Origin of the sequence: uncultured Escherichia sp., assembly GCF_948475835.1 — a bacterium.
GTDB lineage: Bacteria > Pseudomonadota > Gammaproteobacteria > Enterobacterales > Enterobacteriaceae > ECMA0423.
The window spans coordinates 66577-80597 of the sequence record NZ_CAOLGM010000002.1 but is presented as its reverse complement, the minus strand read 5'-3'; the positions used below and the strand labels follow the sequence as shown (position 1 = coordinate 80597).

13 protein-coding genes and 3 tRNA genes are annotated in these 14021 nt (G+C 51.7%); 5 read left to right on the top strand and 11 right to left on the bottom strand.

Going from position 1 to position 14021, the window contains the following annotated elements:
- The first annotated feature begins 81 nt into the window (after positions 1-81).
- The 5 genes from ygaZ (at position 82) to emrB (ending at position 4619) form a co-directional block, all read left to right on the top strand.
- Positions 82-819, top strand: coding sequence for an L-valine exporter subunit YgaZ (gene ygaZ / locus QZF50_RS00945; RefSeq protein WP_061892514.1), 738 nt, complete (start codon positions 82-84; stop codon positions 817-819).
- The gene (ygaH, locus tag QZF50_RS00940; protein WP_000119763.1) at positions 809-1144 is read left to right on the top strand and encodes an L-valine transporter subunit YgaH; all 336 of its coding nucleotides are present in this window, start codon (positions 809-811) and stop codon (positions 1142-1144) included. The genes ygaZ and ygaH overlap by 11 nt, the downstream gene beginning before the upstream one ends.
- 90 nt (positions 1145-1234) lie before the next feature.
- The gene (emrR, locus tag QZF50_RS00935) at positions 1235-1765 is read left to right on the top strand and encodes a multidrug efflux transporter EmrAB transcriptional repressor EmrR (protein ID WP_000378442.1); all 531 of its coding nucleotides are present in this window, start codon (positions 1235-1237) and stop codon (positions 1763-1765) included.
- A gap of 126 nt (positions 1766-1891) precedes the next feature.
- Positions 1892-3064: a multidrug efflux MFS transporter periplasmic adaptor subunit EmrA gene (gene emrA / locus QZF50_RS00930; protein WP_001295175.1), complete on the top strand. Its 1173-nt coding sequence runs from the start codon at positions 1892-1894 to the stop codon at positions 3062-3064.
- A gap of 16 nt (positions 3065-3080) precedes the next feature.
- Positions 3081-4619, top strand: coding sequence for a multidrug efflux MFS transporter permease subunit EmrB (gene emrB / locus QZF50_RS00925; protein ID WP_001295176.1), 1539 nt, complete (start codon positions 3081-3083; stop codon positions 4617-4619).
- A gap of 63 nt (positions 4620-4682) precedes the next feature.
- Here the strand turns inward: emrB and luxS are convergent, their stop codons facing one another.
- The 11 genes from luxS to recA all read right to left on the bottom strand — a co-directional run bounded on the left by luxS (position 4683) and on the right by recA (position 13994).
- The gene (gene luxS, locus QZF50_RS00920) at positions 4683-5198 is read right to left on the bottom strand and encodes an S-ribosylhomocysteine lyase (RefSeq protein ID WP_001130207.1); all 516 of its coding nucleotides are present in this window, start codon (positions 5196-5198) and stop codon (positions 4683-4685) included.
- Positions 5199-5347: 149 nt separating this feature from the next.
- On the bottom strand, positions 5348-6904 hold the full coding sequence (gshA, locus tag QZF50_RS00915) for a glutamate--cysteine ligase (protein ID WP_000611804.1): 1557 nt from the start codon (positions 6902-6904) through the stop codon (positions 5348-5350).
- 72 nt (positions 6905-6976) lie between these two features.
- Positions 6977-7405, bottom strand: a complete 429-nt coding sequence (locus QZF50_RS00910; protein ID WP_001287457.1) for a YqaA family protein — start codon at positions 7403-7405, stop codon at positions 6977-6979.
- Positions 7402-7968 carry a fructose-1-phosphate/6-phosphogluconate phosphatase gene (yqaB, locus tag QZF50_RS00905; RefSeq protein WP_000273309.1) on the bottom strand — a complete coding sequence of 189 codons (567 nt, stop codon included), beginning with the start codon at positions 7966-7968 and terminating at the stop codon, positions 7402-7404. Before yqaB ends, QZF50_RS00910 begins: the two co-directional genes overlap by 4 nt.
- 280 nt (positions 7969-8248) lie before the next feature.
- A tRNA-Arg gene (locus tag QZF50_RS00900) sits at positions 8249-8325 on the bottom strand.
- 198 nt (positions 8326-8523) lie between these two features.
- A tRNA-Arg gene (locus QZF50_RS00895) sits at positions 8524-8600 on the bottom strand.
- A 3-nt stretch (positions 8601-8603) separates the two neighbouring features.
- Positions 8604-8696 (bottom strand) — tRNA-Ser (locus QZF50_RS00890).
- A gap of 315 nt (positions 8697-9011) precedes the next feature.
- Positions 9012-9197: a carbon storage regulator CsrA gene (gene csrA / locus QZF50_RS00885; protein WP_000906486.1), complete on the bottom strand. Its 186-nt coding sequence runs from the start codon at positions 9195-9197 to the stop codon at positions 9012-9014.
- Positions 9198-9431: 234 nt separating this feature from the next.
- On the bottom strand, positions 9432-12062 hold the full coding sequence (alaS, locus tag QZF50_RS00880) for an alanine--tRNA ligase (protein WP_000047176.1): 2631 nt from the start codon (positions 12060-12062) through the stop codon (positions 9432-9434).
- Positions 12063-12189: 127 nt separating this feature from the next.
- Complete coding sequence (gene recX / locus QZF50_RS00875) at positions 12190-12690, bottom strand: recombination regulator RecX (protein ID WP_000140506.1); 501 nt, start codon at positions 12688-12690, stop codon at positions 12190-12192.
- A gap of 242 nt (positions 12691-12932) precedes the next feature.
- Entirely contained in the window at positions 12933-13994 is a 1062-nt protein-coding gene (gene recA, locus QZF50_RS00870; RefSeq protein ID WP_000963143.1) for a recombinase RecA, read from the bottom strand.
- Between the last annotated feature and the right edge of the window lie 27 nt (positions 13995-14021).

Genomic DNA, 14021 nt, shown 5'->3' with positions numbered 1-14021 from the left:
TTAAGAAGCCCATCAGTCTGATAAGGTTAAGATATTCATTCAGTCTATTTATTATATTAACAATCGTTAAGCGTACACTCTATGGAAAGCCCTACTCCACAGCCTGCTCCTGGTTCGGCGACCTTCATGGAAGGATGCAAAGACAGTTTACCGATTGTTATTAGTTATATTCCGGTGGCCTTTGCGTTCGGTCTGAATGCGACCCGTCTGGGATTCTCTCCTCTCGAAAGCGTTTTTTTCTCCTGCATCATTTATGCAGGCGCGAGCCAGTTCGTCATTACCGCGATGCTGGCAGCCGGGAGTAGTTTGTGGGTTGCTGCACTGACCGTCATGGCAATGGATGTTCGCCATGTGTTGTATGGCCCGTCACTGCGTAGCCGTATTATTCAGCGTCTGCAAAAATCGAAAACCGCCCTGTGGGCATTTGGCCTGACGGATGAGGTTTTTGCCGCCGCAACCGCAAAACTGGTACGCAATAATCGCCGCTGGAGCGAGAACAGGATGATCGGCATTGCCTTCAGTTCATGGTCATCGTGGGTATTTGGTACGGTAATAGGGGCATTCTCCGGCAGCGGCTTGCTGCAAGGTTATCCCGCCGTTGAAGCTGCATTAGGTTTTATGCTTCCGGCACTCTTTATGAGTTTCCTGCTCGCCTCTTTCCAGCGCAAACAATCTCTTTGCGTTACCGCAGCGTTAGTTGGTGCCCTTGCAGGCGTAACGCTATTTTCTATTCCCGTCGCCATTCTGGCAGGCATTGTCTGTGGCTGCCTCACTGCGTTAATCCAGGCATTCTGGCAAGGAGCGCCCGATGAGCTATGAGGTTCTGCTGCTTGGGTTACTGGTTGGCGTGGCGAATTATTGCTTCCGCTATTTGCCGCTGCGCCTGCGTGTGGGTAATGCCCGCCCAACCAAACGTGGCGCGGTAGGTATTTTGCTCGACACCATTGGCATCGCCTCGATATGCGCTCTGCTGGTTGTCTCTACCGCACCAGAAGTGATGCACGATACACGCCGTTTCGTGCCCACGCTGGTCGGCTTCGCGGTACTGGGTGCCAGTTTCTATAAAACACGCAGCATTATCATCCCAACACTGCTTAGTGCGCTGGCCTATGGGCTCGCCTGGAAAGTGATGGCGATTATATAACCCACAAGAATCATTTTTCTAAAACAATACATTTACTTTATTTGTCACTGTCGTTACTATATCGGCTGAAATTAATGAGGTCATACCCAAATGGATAGTTCGTTTACGCCCATTGAACAAATGCTAAAATTTCGCGCCAGCCGCCACGAAGATTTTCCTTATCAGGAGATCCTTCTGACTCGTCTTTGCATGCACATGCAAAGCAAGCTGCTGGAGAACCGCAATAAAATGCTGAAGGCTCAGGGGATTAACGAGACGTTGTTTATGGCGTTGATTACGCTGGAGTCTCAGGAAAACCACAGTATTCAGCCTTCTGAATTAAGTTGTGCTCTTGGATCATCCCGTACCAACGCGACGCGTATTGCCGATGAACTGGAAAAACGCGGTTGGATCGAACGTCGTGAAAGCGATAACGATCGCCGCTGCCTGCATCTGCAATTAACGGAAAAAGGTCACGAGTTTTTGCGCGAGGTTTTACCACCGCAGCATAACTGCCTGCATCAACTCTGGTCCGCGCTCAGCACAACAGAAAAAGATCAGCTCGAGCAAATCACCCGCAAATTGCTCTCCCGTCTCGACCAGATGGAACAAGACGGTGTGGTTCTCGAAGCGATGAGCTAACGCGTCATCTCGCTCAAAAATCCAGATTTATAAAAGAAAAAATGACCGGCCAGCATCGCAACATGCTGGCCTTTTTGGCAAGCAGGTCGGCTCAGCCGATGAGTTAAGAAGATCGTGGAGAACAATATGAGCGCAAATGCGGAGACTCAAACCCCGCAGCAACCGGTAAAGAAGAGCGGCAAACGTAAGCGTCTGCTCCTCCTTCTCACCTTGCTCTTTATAATTATTGCCGTAGCGATAGGGATTTATTGGTTTTTGGTACTGCGTCATTTCGAAGAAACCGATGACGCATACGTGGCAGGGAATCAGATTCAAATTATGTCTCAGGTGTCTGGCAGCGTGACGAAAGTCTGGGCCGATAACACCGATTTTGTAAAAGAAGGCGACGTGCTGGTCACTCTCGACCCGACAGATGCTCGCCAGGCGTTTGAAAAAGCCAAAACTGCACTGGCTTCCAGCGTTCGCCAAACCCACCAGCTGATGATTAACAGCAAGCAGTTGCAGGCGAATATTGAGGTGCAGAAAATCGCCCTCGCGAAAGCACAAAGCGACTACAACCGCCGTGTGCCGCTGGGCAATGCCAACCTGATTGGTCGCGAAGAGCTGCAACACGCCCGCGACGCCGTCACCAGTGCCCAGGCGCAACTGGACGTCGCTATTCAACAATACAATGCCAATCAGGCGATGATTCTGGGGACTAAACTGGAAGATCAGCCTGCCGTGCAACAGGCTGCCACCGAAGTACGTAACGCCTGGCTGGCGCTAGAGCGTACTCGTATTGTCAGTCCGATGACCGGTTATGTCTCCCGCCGCGCGGTACAGCCTGGGGCACAAATTAGCCCAACGACGCCGCTGATGGCGGTCGTTCCAGCCACCAATATGTGGGTGGATGCCAACTTTAAAGAGACGCAGATTGCCAATATGCGTATCGGTCAGCCGGTCACTATCACCACCGATATTTACGGCGATGATGTGAAATACACCGGTAAAGTAGTTGGTCTGGATATGGGCACAGGTAGCGCGTTCTCACTGCTTCCGGCGCAAAATGCGACCGGTAACTGGATCAAAGTCGTTCAGCGTCTGCCTGTGCGTATCGAACTGGACCAGAAACAGCTGGAGCAATACCCGCTGCGCATTGGTTTGTCCACGCTGGTGAGCGTCAATACCACTAACCGTGACGGTCAGGTACTGGCAAATAAAGTACGTTCAACACCGGTCGCGGTAAGTACCGCGCGTGAAATCAGCCTGGCACCTGTCAATAAACTGATCGACGATATCGTAAAAGCTAACGCTGGCTAATCCAGAGGTGCGTGTGATGCAACAGCAAAAACCGCTGGAAGGCGCGCAACTGGTCATTATGACGATTGCGCTGTCACTGGCGACATTCATGCAGGTGCTGGACTCCACCATTGCTAACGTGGCGATCCCCACTATCGCCGGGAATCTGGGCTCATCGCTCAGCCAGGGAACGTGGGTAATCACTTCTTTCGGGGTGGCGAATGCCATCTCGATCCCGCTTACCGGCTGGCTGGCAAAGCGCGTCGGGGAAGTGAAACTGTTCCTTTGGTCCACCATCGCCTTTGCTATTGCGTCGTGGGCGTGTGGTGTCTCCAGCAGCCTGAATATGCTGATCTTCTTCCGCGTGATTCAGGGGATTGTCGCCGGGCCGTTGATCCCGCTTTCGCAAAGTCTATTGCTGAATAACTACCCGCCAGCCAAACGCTCGATCGCGCTGGCGTTGTGGTCGATGACGGTGATTGTCGCGCCAATTTGCGGCCCGATCCTCGGCGGTTATATCAGCGATAATTACCACTGGGGCTGGATATTCTTCATCAACGTGCCGATTGGCGTGGCGGTGGTGTTGATGACACTGCAAACTCTGCGCGGACGTGAAACCCGCACCGAACGGCGGCGGATTGATGCCGTGGGGCTGGCACTGCTGGTTATTGGTATCGGCAGCCTGCAGATTATGCTCGACCGCGGTAAAGAGCTGGACTGGTTTTCATCACAGGAAATTATCATTCTTACCGTGGTGGCGGTGGTGGCTATCTGCTTCCTGATTGTCTGGGAGCTGACCGACGATAACCCGATAGTCGATCTGTCGTTGTTTAAGTCGCGCAACTTCACCATCGGCTGCTTGTGTATCAGCCTCGCGTATATGCTCTACTTCGGCGCTATTGTTCTGCTGCCGCAGTTGTTGCAGGAGGTCTACGGTTACACGGCGACCTGGGCAGGTTTGGCCTCTGCGCCGGTAGGGATTATTCCGGTGATCCTGTCGCCGATTATCGGCCGCTTCGCGCATAAACTGGATATGCGGCGGCTGGTAACCTTCAGCTTTATTATGTATGCCGTCTGCTTCTACTGGCGTGCCTATACCTTTGAACCAGGTATGGATTTTGGCGCGTCGGCCTGGCCGCAGTTTATCCAGGGGTTTGCGGTGGCCTGCTTCTTTATGCCGCTGACCACCATTACGCTGTCTGGTTTGCCACCGGAACGACTGGCGGCGGCATCGAGCCTCTCTAACTTTACGCGAACGCTGGCGGGGTCTATCGGCACGTCGATAACCACGACCATGTGGACCAACCGCGAGTCGATGCACCATGCGCAGTTGACTGAGTCGGTAAACCCGTTCAACCCGAATGCCCAGGCGATGTACAGTCAACTGGAAGGGCTTGGGATGACGCAACAGCAGGCATCAGGCTGGATTGCCCAGCAGATCACCAATCAGGGGCTGATTATTTCCGCCAATGAGATCTTCTGGATGTCAGCCGGAATATTCCTCGTACTGCTGGGGCTGGTGTGGTTTGCTAAACCGCCATTTGGCGCAGGTGGCGGCGGAGGCGGTGCGCACTAAGTACAACTAAGCCAGTTCATTTGAACTGGCTTTTTTCAATTAATTGTGAAGATAGTTTACTGACTAGATGTGCAGTTCCTGCAACTTCTCTTTCGGCAGTGCCAGTTCTTCGTTGCTGTTGATGCGTACGTCACGTTCCAGAATGCTACGCGCAATATCCTGCGCTTCCTGCAACGAGTGCATCTGGTAAGTGCCACACTGGTAGACGTTCAGTTCCGGGATCTGATTCTGATCCTGCACTTTCAGCACGTCTTCCATTGCCGCTTTCCAGGCATCAGCAACACGCTGCTCATCTGGCGTACCAATCAGACTCATATAAAAACCGGTGCGGCAGCCCATTGGCGAGATATCGATAATCTCTACACCCTTACCGTTAAGATGGTTACGCATAAAACCAGCAAACAGGTGCTCCAGGGTATGGATCCCTCTTTCTGGCATCACTTCTTTGTTCGGCACGCAGAAGCGCAGATCGAACACGGTGATTGCGTCGCCATGCGGGGTGTTCATTGTTTTCGCCACCCGAACTGCAGGCGCTTCCATCCGGGTATGATCGACTGTGAAGCTATCTAACAACGGCATTTAGCCACCTCCGGTAATTTTTTTAAAAATTTTCTGAACTCTTTCTTCCCAGGCGAGTCTGAGTATATGAAAGACGCGCATTTGTTATCATCATCCCTGAATTCAGAGATGAAATTTTGGCCACTCACGAGTGGCCTTTTTCTTTTCTGTCAGGCGTGTTTTTCCAGCCACACCGCAAACGGTTCGGTATCAGCGGCTTCCATTTCCTGCTGACGGCGTTCAGACGCCTCGCGCTCGGCTACAAAATCCTCTTCGCGCAGAATTTCCAGCGGCTCTTCACGCAGCAGATTACGGTAAGCTTCTGCAAATGCTTTGCCTGTTCCGCCAATACCAGTATCAATCATAGACCTTAAGATACGGGCAGAGAAAGTCAGATCGGGATTATCGAAGCAGGCAACCAGTTCATCACACACTTTCTGATACGCTTCGCCGCCGTTAATACTATCCAGCGTTTGCGCGACGCGTTTCAGATCGCGGAACAGATCTTTACCCACCTGCGGTAACGGGAACTGTGCGGTTTCGCAGCCGATACCCAGCGTCAGACCCGGTTTGCGACCTTCGAGGATCACCCGGTTCCAGTTAACGCGTGTACAGGCAAGTTCGCTACTGCTCATTTCCGGTGCATCAGCCAGCGCACACCAGACCATAAACAGGTCGAGGAATCGCACCTGCTGTTCATCTACACCAATCGGCGAGAACGGGTTGATGTCCAGCGAACGCACTTCAATATATTCAATGCCGCCACGTAACAGCGCATCAGAAGGCGACTCGCCGCTGCGGGTAACGCGTTTTGGACGAATCGGCGCGTACAGTTCGTTTTCAATCTGCAACACGTTGCTGTTGATTTGCAGCCTCTTACCGTCTTTCTCAATACCAATCTTCGCGTACTCTTCCGATGGCGTTTTGATTGCCTGTTTAAGGCCCGCTACGTACTCGTAAAGATCGTTGAAGGTAATACCAAGATTGCTTTGCGATTTATTGGTATAGCCGAGATCGCTCAAACGAAGAGAGGTCGCATACGGCAGGTAATACATACCGCACTCGGTTTTCTCAAACGGCAGCGACGTTGGTTTTCCTTGCAGGAAAGAAGAACAAATCGCCGGAGATGCACCAAACAGATAAGGAATGACCCAACCGAAACGATAGTAATTGCGGATAACGCGGAAATAGCCCGCAGAAATTTTCTCTTTGGCATCAGCGCCCGAGATATCACCGCACTTCGCTTGCCAGAATGCCATTGGCAAAGAGAAATTGTAGTGCACGCCGGAAATGGTTTGCATCAGCGCGCCGTAGCGATTTTTCAGCCCTTCACGATACAGCGTTTTAAAGCGTCCGGTGTTAGAAGTGCCGTACTGTGCCAGTTCGATGTCCTGACCTTCTGCGATGTAGCATGGCATACTTAACGGCCACATCCGCTCATCGCCCATATTGCGCGCCGTATAACGATGCAGATCGCGCATAAAGGTCAACATATGTTCAATATCACCATCCACTGGTGTAATGAATTCCAGCAATGCTTCCGCAAAATCGGTAGTAATCCATTTGTGCGTCAGTGCGGAACCTAATGCTTCAGGATGACCTGTTGTTGCCAGTGTGCCATCAGCATTAACACGCAAAGTTTCGCGCTCCAGCCCACGCTGTATCCCCTTTAACGCCTGAGGATGTTTTTCCAGCCAGGCCAGCGCCTGTGATACGTCCGGGATCAAATTGACCTCCCGCCTGTCAAAATCGTTTTAATTAGCATAACTGTAATGGTGACCATATGTGCAGGCCTACAATTAGTGCCACCACATCATGCCCTGAACGGTCGCTGCTGCAACTGCAACATAGCGTAACGCTTTACCAAGGCACAAAAAAAAGATTACTGGCCCCCAGGAGATGCGCATCCATCCCGCTAACAGACACAGTAAATCGCCAACCACGGGCATCCAGCTTAATAATAGCGTGACTGCACCATAGCGTTTCAGCCAGCCGGTAGCTTTCTCTTGCCAGCGCGATGTTTTACGCAATGGAAAGAAACGCCCAAGGATAACGTTAGTTAACCCTCCAAGGCTATTACCCATTGTTGCTGTTAAAACTAAAACCCAGGGATAACTGATCCCGGAAAGCAACATTGCCACCAGCACGACTTCGGAGTTGCCGGGTAATAGTGTAGCGCTGAGAAAACTACTGGCAAACAACGAGAAAAGCGATAACGCTTCACTCACAGCAAGCGAACATCCACGGCGTCCATGCCTGCTGCACGGGCCGCCTGAATACCGAAATCGGCATCTTCAAAGACCACACACTGCGTCGGTTGCACGCCCATACGCTGCGCGCACAACAAAAATGTGTCTGGCGCGGGTTTATGGTGTTTGACGTGATCAGCAGCGACGACGGCGTCAAAATAACGGCGTAATCCCAGGTGCGCCAGCAATGCCTCAGCGATGGCGCTTTCACTCCCCGTTCCTACAGCCATTGGGCGACGACCATGCCAACTTTTCACCACTTCAACAAGAGGAAGCGGCTCGACACTATCCAGCAGCATACTTCTTACTGCTTCTGTTTTTTCACGCGCTAACGCATGCGGGTCGAGATCGGCCTGATTCAGCTCAATAATTGCCTGAGCAATACGCCAGGTGGGCGATCCATTAAGCGCAATCATTGCCTGAACATCGTACTGAAGACCGTAGTGCCCTAATACTTCGCGCCACGCTTTACGGTGCGTAGGCTCCGTATCCAGGATTGTGCCATCCATATCAAAAATTAAACCTGCATAACGCTCGTACATGGTCTTCTCGCAAGTCGAAAAATATGACGCTACTTTAGCGTAATTGCTTGATTTTGTCGCTGATGGCGAAGGAGAAGAAAATTCAGGAAATGGATAAAGTAGTTATTTAGAAATGAGATATTTTTGAAGGAAATTTTTGGGAGAAGATGGTGCATCCGGGAGGATTACTCACTGGCGTTCGCCCTTCGGGCCGTTGCTGACGCAACGTTATCCTCCCTGGTGCCTGCGGTTAATACCGCTATCTCTTCGATACCTTCATTGCTGAAGGTTACGGAGAATATGGTGCATCCGGGAGGATTCGAACCTCCGACCGCTCGGTTCGTAGCCGAGTACTCTATCCAGCTGAGCTACGGATGCATCGGGAAAATTTATTTTACTGCTGATATTGATACCGCTACTAAAGCCATATCAAGTAAGAGATGGTGCATCCGGGAGGATTACTCGCCTTGCGGCTCGCCCTTCGGGCCGTTGCTAAAGCAACGTTATCCTCCCTGGTGCTTGCGGTTAGTACCGCCACCTCTTCGATACCTTCATCGCTGAAGATTACGGATAATATGGTGCATCCGGGAGGATTCGAACCTCCGACCGCTCGGTTCGTAGCCGAGTACTCTATCCAGCTGAGCTACGGATGCAAATGGCGGTGAGGCGGGGATTCGAACCCCGGATGCAGCTTTTGACCGCATACTCCCTTAGCAGGGGAGCGCCTTCAGCCTCTCGGCCACCTCACCACACGCCTCTTACGAGTGCTTCGAAGAACTTGTTTATCGCTCATCGTCGCTGCGTGGCGCACATATTACTTTCTGAGACTTATAAGTCAAACAATTTTTCCTACACTTTTATCGTTTGCACACTTCACGTTCAATTAGTCTGTAAAAACGTCAAAAAGAGTGTTTTATCAACAGAAAAATGGAGGTCTGACAGATAGTAGTAATGCAAAAAAATGGAGACTTAAGTTGAATGAACGGGAGTAAAGCGAAAAGACTATAGAGTGAAGGAGAAATTTTGAGGGTGCGTCTCACCGATAAAGATGAGACGCGGAAAGATTAGTAACTGGACTGCTGGGATTTTTCAGCCTGGATACGCTGGTAGATCTCTTCACGGTGAACAGAAACTTCCTTCGGGGCATTTACGCCAATACGTACCTGGTTGCCCTTTACCCCTAAAACTGTCACGGTGACCTCATCCCCAATCATGAGGGTCTCACCAACTCGACGAGTCAGAATCAGCATTCTTTGCTCCTTGAAAGATTAAAAGAGTCGGGTCTCTCTGTATCCCGGCATTATCCATCATATAACGCCAAAAAGTAAGCAATGACAAACACATTACATGTAAGCAGTCATGGCATTACATTCTGTTAAACCTAAGTTTAGCCGATATACACAACTTCAACCTGACTTTATCGTTGTCGATAGCGTTAATGCGAATGCCGTGAAGCGAGTCCACGGCATTGCCTGACGCTTATATTATTGCAATTTCGCGCTGACCCAGCCTTTCACACTGGCTAACGCTGCAGGTAAGGCCGCAGCATCCGTACCACCGGCTTGCGCCATGTCAGGACGTCCACCACCCTTGCCGCCCACCTGCTGAGCGACCATACCAATCAGTTCCCCTGCTTTCACACGATCTGTGACGTCCTTAGATACGCCTGCAATCAGAGAAACCTTACCTTCGGCTACCGTTGCCAGCACGATAATTGTCGACCCCAGCTGATTTTTTAAATCGTCAACCATGGTACGCAACATTTTCGGCTCAACACCGCTAAGCTCGCTAACCAACAGCTTAACACCATTAACATCAATTGCCTTACTGGAAAGATTTGCGCTCTCCTGTGCGGCAGCTTGTTCTTTAAGCTGTTGTAGTTCTTTTTCTAACTGACGCGTACGTTCCAGTACTGAGCGCACTTTATCCGCCAGATTATTGCTATCGCCTTTCAGCAGATGCGCGACTTCGCTTAAGCGATCGCTGTCTGCATGAACGGTGGTGATAGCGCCTTCTCCGGTTACCGCTTCGATACGACGAACGCCTGCAGCAGTACCCGATTCAGAGATGATGCGGAACAGACCAATATCACCAGTGCGGCTGGCGTGAGTACCGCCACACAGCTCGGTGGAGAAATCGCCCATGCTCAGCACGCGTACACGCTCATCATACTTCTCGCCGAACAGCGCCATCGCACCTTTCGCTTTCGCCGCTTCGAGATCCATGATGTTGGTTTCGATCGGCAAATTGCGACGAATCTGTGCGTTCACCAGGTCTTCGACCGCACGAATCTCTTCCGGTTTCATCGCTTCGTTGTGTGAGAAGTCGAAGCGCAGCACCTTGTCGTTAACCAGTGAACCTTTCTGCGATACATGAGTCCCCAGAACCTGGCGCAGCGCAGCGTGCATCAGGTGCGTTGCGGAGTGATTCAGACGAATACGGGCGCGACGAGCCTCATCAACATCAGCCTGCACAGCGTCGCCCACTTTCAGAGAACCCGCAGCAAGTTTACCGATGTGACCAATCGCCTGGCCGTATTTCTGCGTATCTTCCACCGCGAAGGAGAAGTTAGCGCCTTTCAGTTCGCCTTTATCACCAACCTGACCGCCGGATTCCGCATAGAATGGTGTTTGATCCAGCACGACCACAGCTTCCTGGCCTGCATTGATGGCATCAACCGCTTTACCATCAACAAACAGCGCGGTCACTTTGCCGTTCAGTTCCAGATGGTCATAGCCTTTAAATTCAGATGCACTATCAACACGGATCATTGCGTTGTAATCGGCACCAAAGCCGCTGGCTTCGCGCGCGCGACGACGCTGCTCTTCCATTGCTGCTTCAAAACCAGCTTCGTCAACTTTGATGTTGCGCTCACGACAAACATCAGCCGTCAGGTCAACCGGGAAGCCATAGGTGTCGTACAGACGGAAAGCCGTTTCACCATCCAGCGTATCACCAGAAAGTTTTGCCAGCTCTTCATCCAGCAACGCCAGACCGCGCTCCAGAGTACGGGCAAACTGCTCTTCTTCAGTCTTCAGCACCTGCTCAACCTGCGCCTGCTGGCGTTTCAGGTCTTCACCCGCAGAGCCCATAACGTCGATCAGCGGACCAACCAGTTTGTAGAAGAAGGTTTCTTTCGCGCCGAGCATATTGCCGTGACGCACTGCGCGACGAATGATACGACGCAGTACATAACCACGGTTTTCATTGGACGGCATTACGCCATCCGCGATCAGGAACGCACAAGAACGAATGTGGTCAGCGATTACGCGCAGCGATTTATTGCTCAGATCGGTCGCGCCAGTGACTTTCGCTACCGCCTGGATCAACGTGCGGAACAGGTCGATGTCATAGTTAGAGTTAACGTGTTGCAGCACCGCAGCAATACGCTCCAGACCCATACCGGTATCTACAGACGGCTTCGGCAGCGGTTCCATCGTGCCATCTGCCTGGCGGTTGAACTGCATGAAGACGATGTTCCAGATCTCAATGTAGCGGTCGCCGTCTTCTTCCGGACTTCCCGGAGGGCCACCCCAAATGTGGTCGCCGTGATCGTAGAAGATTTCGGTGCACGGGCCGCACGGACCAGTGTCACCCATCTGCCAGAAGTTGTCAGATGCGTATGGCGCACCTTTGTTATCGCCGATGCGAATAATACGTTCGCGCGGGATCCCGACTTCTTTTTCCCAGATTTCGTAGGCTTCGTCGTCGCTTTCATAGACGGTAACCCACAGACGCTCTTTCGGCAGGGCAAACCATTTTTCGCTGGTCAGCAGTTCCCATGCAAACTGAATGGCATCGTGTTTGAAATAGTCGCCGAAGCTGAAGTTGCCCAGCATTTCGAAGAAGGTATGGTGACGCGCGGTGTAACCGACGTTTTCCAGGTCGTTGTGTTTACCACCCGCACGCACGCAGCGTTGGGAAGTGGTAGCGCGGGAATAATTACGCTTGTCGAGCCCAAGGAACACATCCTTGAACTGGTTCATCCCGGCGTTGGTAAACAACAAAGTTGGGTCGTTATGGGGTACCAGGGAGCTGCTGGCAACTACCTGATGTCCCTTACTATGGAAAAAGTCGAGAAACGCCTGACGGATCTCAGCGGTGCTCTTGCTCATAATTATCCTGAAATCAAGCTAACGAAATATCGCCACCAGCTCCAGCGTGTCTTAACCGCCGGGCTGGTAACTGAAAAGTGGGAATAAGATAAGTTTTCTTGACTGGGAAGTAAAATACCGTATGCGTTCAGTCGGCAAAATTTCGCCAAATATCCTGGATATCTTCCATCAGATAGCCACGATAGAGCAGAAAACGCTGGATCTTAACTTTTTCTGAAAAGACAGTTGGCAAAGGTTCACCATATTTTCGCGTCGCCTGATCGCGCGCCAGTGCGCACCAGTCGATGTCACATTCACGCATCGCTTTTTCTGTCGCTTCGCGGGAAATACCTTTCTGATTCAGTTCCTGGCGAATACGCGCAGGTCCATAACCTTTGCGGCTACGGCTGGCGATAAAGCGCGCAACAAATCGGCTGTCATCGAGATAGCCATGTTCATGGCACCAGGCAATAACGCGCTCGTAATCTTCTGCCGTAGCATCAATCTCTTCTGGGCCATTTTTGCCCATAATCGGTGCCGCGAGTTTACGTCGCAGTTCTTGCTCACTGTGATCGCGCACCGCCAGAATGCGTACCGCACGATCCAACAGGCGAGCATATGCCGGGCGACGGGACGTTGATTCTGTCATGGCATATCCTTACAACTTAAAAAAGCAAAAGGGCCGCAGATGCGACCCAGGTTTTGCTGATAAACAGATTTAATAGTCAATGAGTGTGCAGAATGTTCCCGCAGGCCCAATTCGTTAGAGGATCGAGGTGAGAGTAATTTTTCACGCCAGTGCTGGCCTGTTCCCCTCACCCTAACCCTCTCCCCAAAGGAGCGAGGGGACCGTCCGTGCACACATTATCTATTATCATCAATAACGAACGATTAAAAATCTTCGTTAGTTTCTGCTACGCCTTCGCTGTCATCTACAGAGAAATCCGGCGTTGAGTTCGGGTTGCTCAGCAGCAACTCACGTACTTTCTTCTCGATCTCTTTCGCGGTTTCCGGGTTATCTTTCAGCCAGGCAGTTGCATTCGCTTTACCCTGACCGATCTTCTCACCTTTGTAGCTGTACCACGCGCCTGCTTTCTCGATCAGCTTCTCTTTTACGCCCAGGTCAACCAGTTCGCCGTAGAAGTTGATACCTTCGCCGTAGAGGATCTGGAATTCAGCCTGTTTAAACGGCGCAGCGATTTTGTTCTTCACCACTTTCACGCGGGTTTCGCTACCCACCACGTTTTCGCCCTCTTTCACCGCGCCGATACGACGGATGTCGAGACGAACAGAGGCGTAGAATTTCAGCGCGTTACCACCGGTAGTGGTTTCCGGGTTACCGAACATCACACCAATTTTCATACGGATCTGGTTGATGAAGATCAGCAGCGTGTTGGACTGCTTCAGGTTACCCGCCAGCTTACGCATCGCCTGGCTCATCATACGTGCCGCAAGGCCCATGTGAGAGTCGCCGATTTCGCCTTCGATTTCCGCTTTCGGCGTCAGTGCCGCCACGGAGTCAACGACGATAACGTCTACTGCGCCAGAACGCGCCAGGGCGTCACAGATTTCCAGTGCCTGCTCGCCGGTGTCCGGCTGGGAGCACAGCAGGTTATCGATATCGACGCCCAGTTTACGTGCGTAGATTGGGTCCAGCGCGTGTTCAGCATCGATAAACGCACAGGTTTTACCTTCACGCTGCGCTGCGGCGATCACCTGCAGCGTCAGCGTGGTTTTACCGGAAGATTCCGGTCCGTAGATTTCGACGATACGGCCCATCGGCAGACCACCTGCCCCAAGCGCGATATCCAGTGAAAGCGAACCGGTAGAGATGGTTTCCACATCCATGGAACGGTCTTCACCCAGGCGCATGATGGAGCCTTTACCAAATTGTTTCTCAATCTGGCCCAGTGCTGCCGCCAACGCTTTCTGTTTGTTTTCGTCGATAGCCATTTTTACTCCTGTCATGCCGGGTAATAC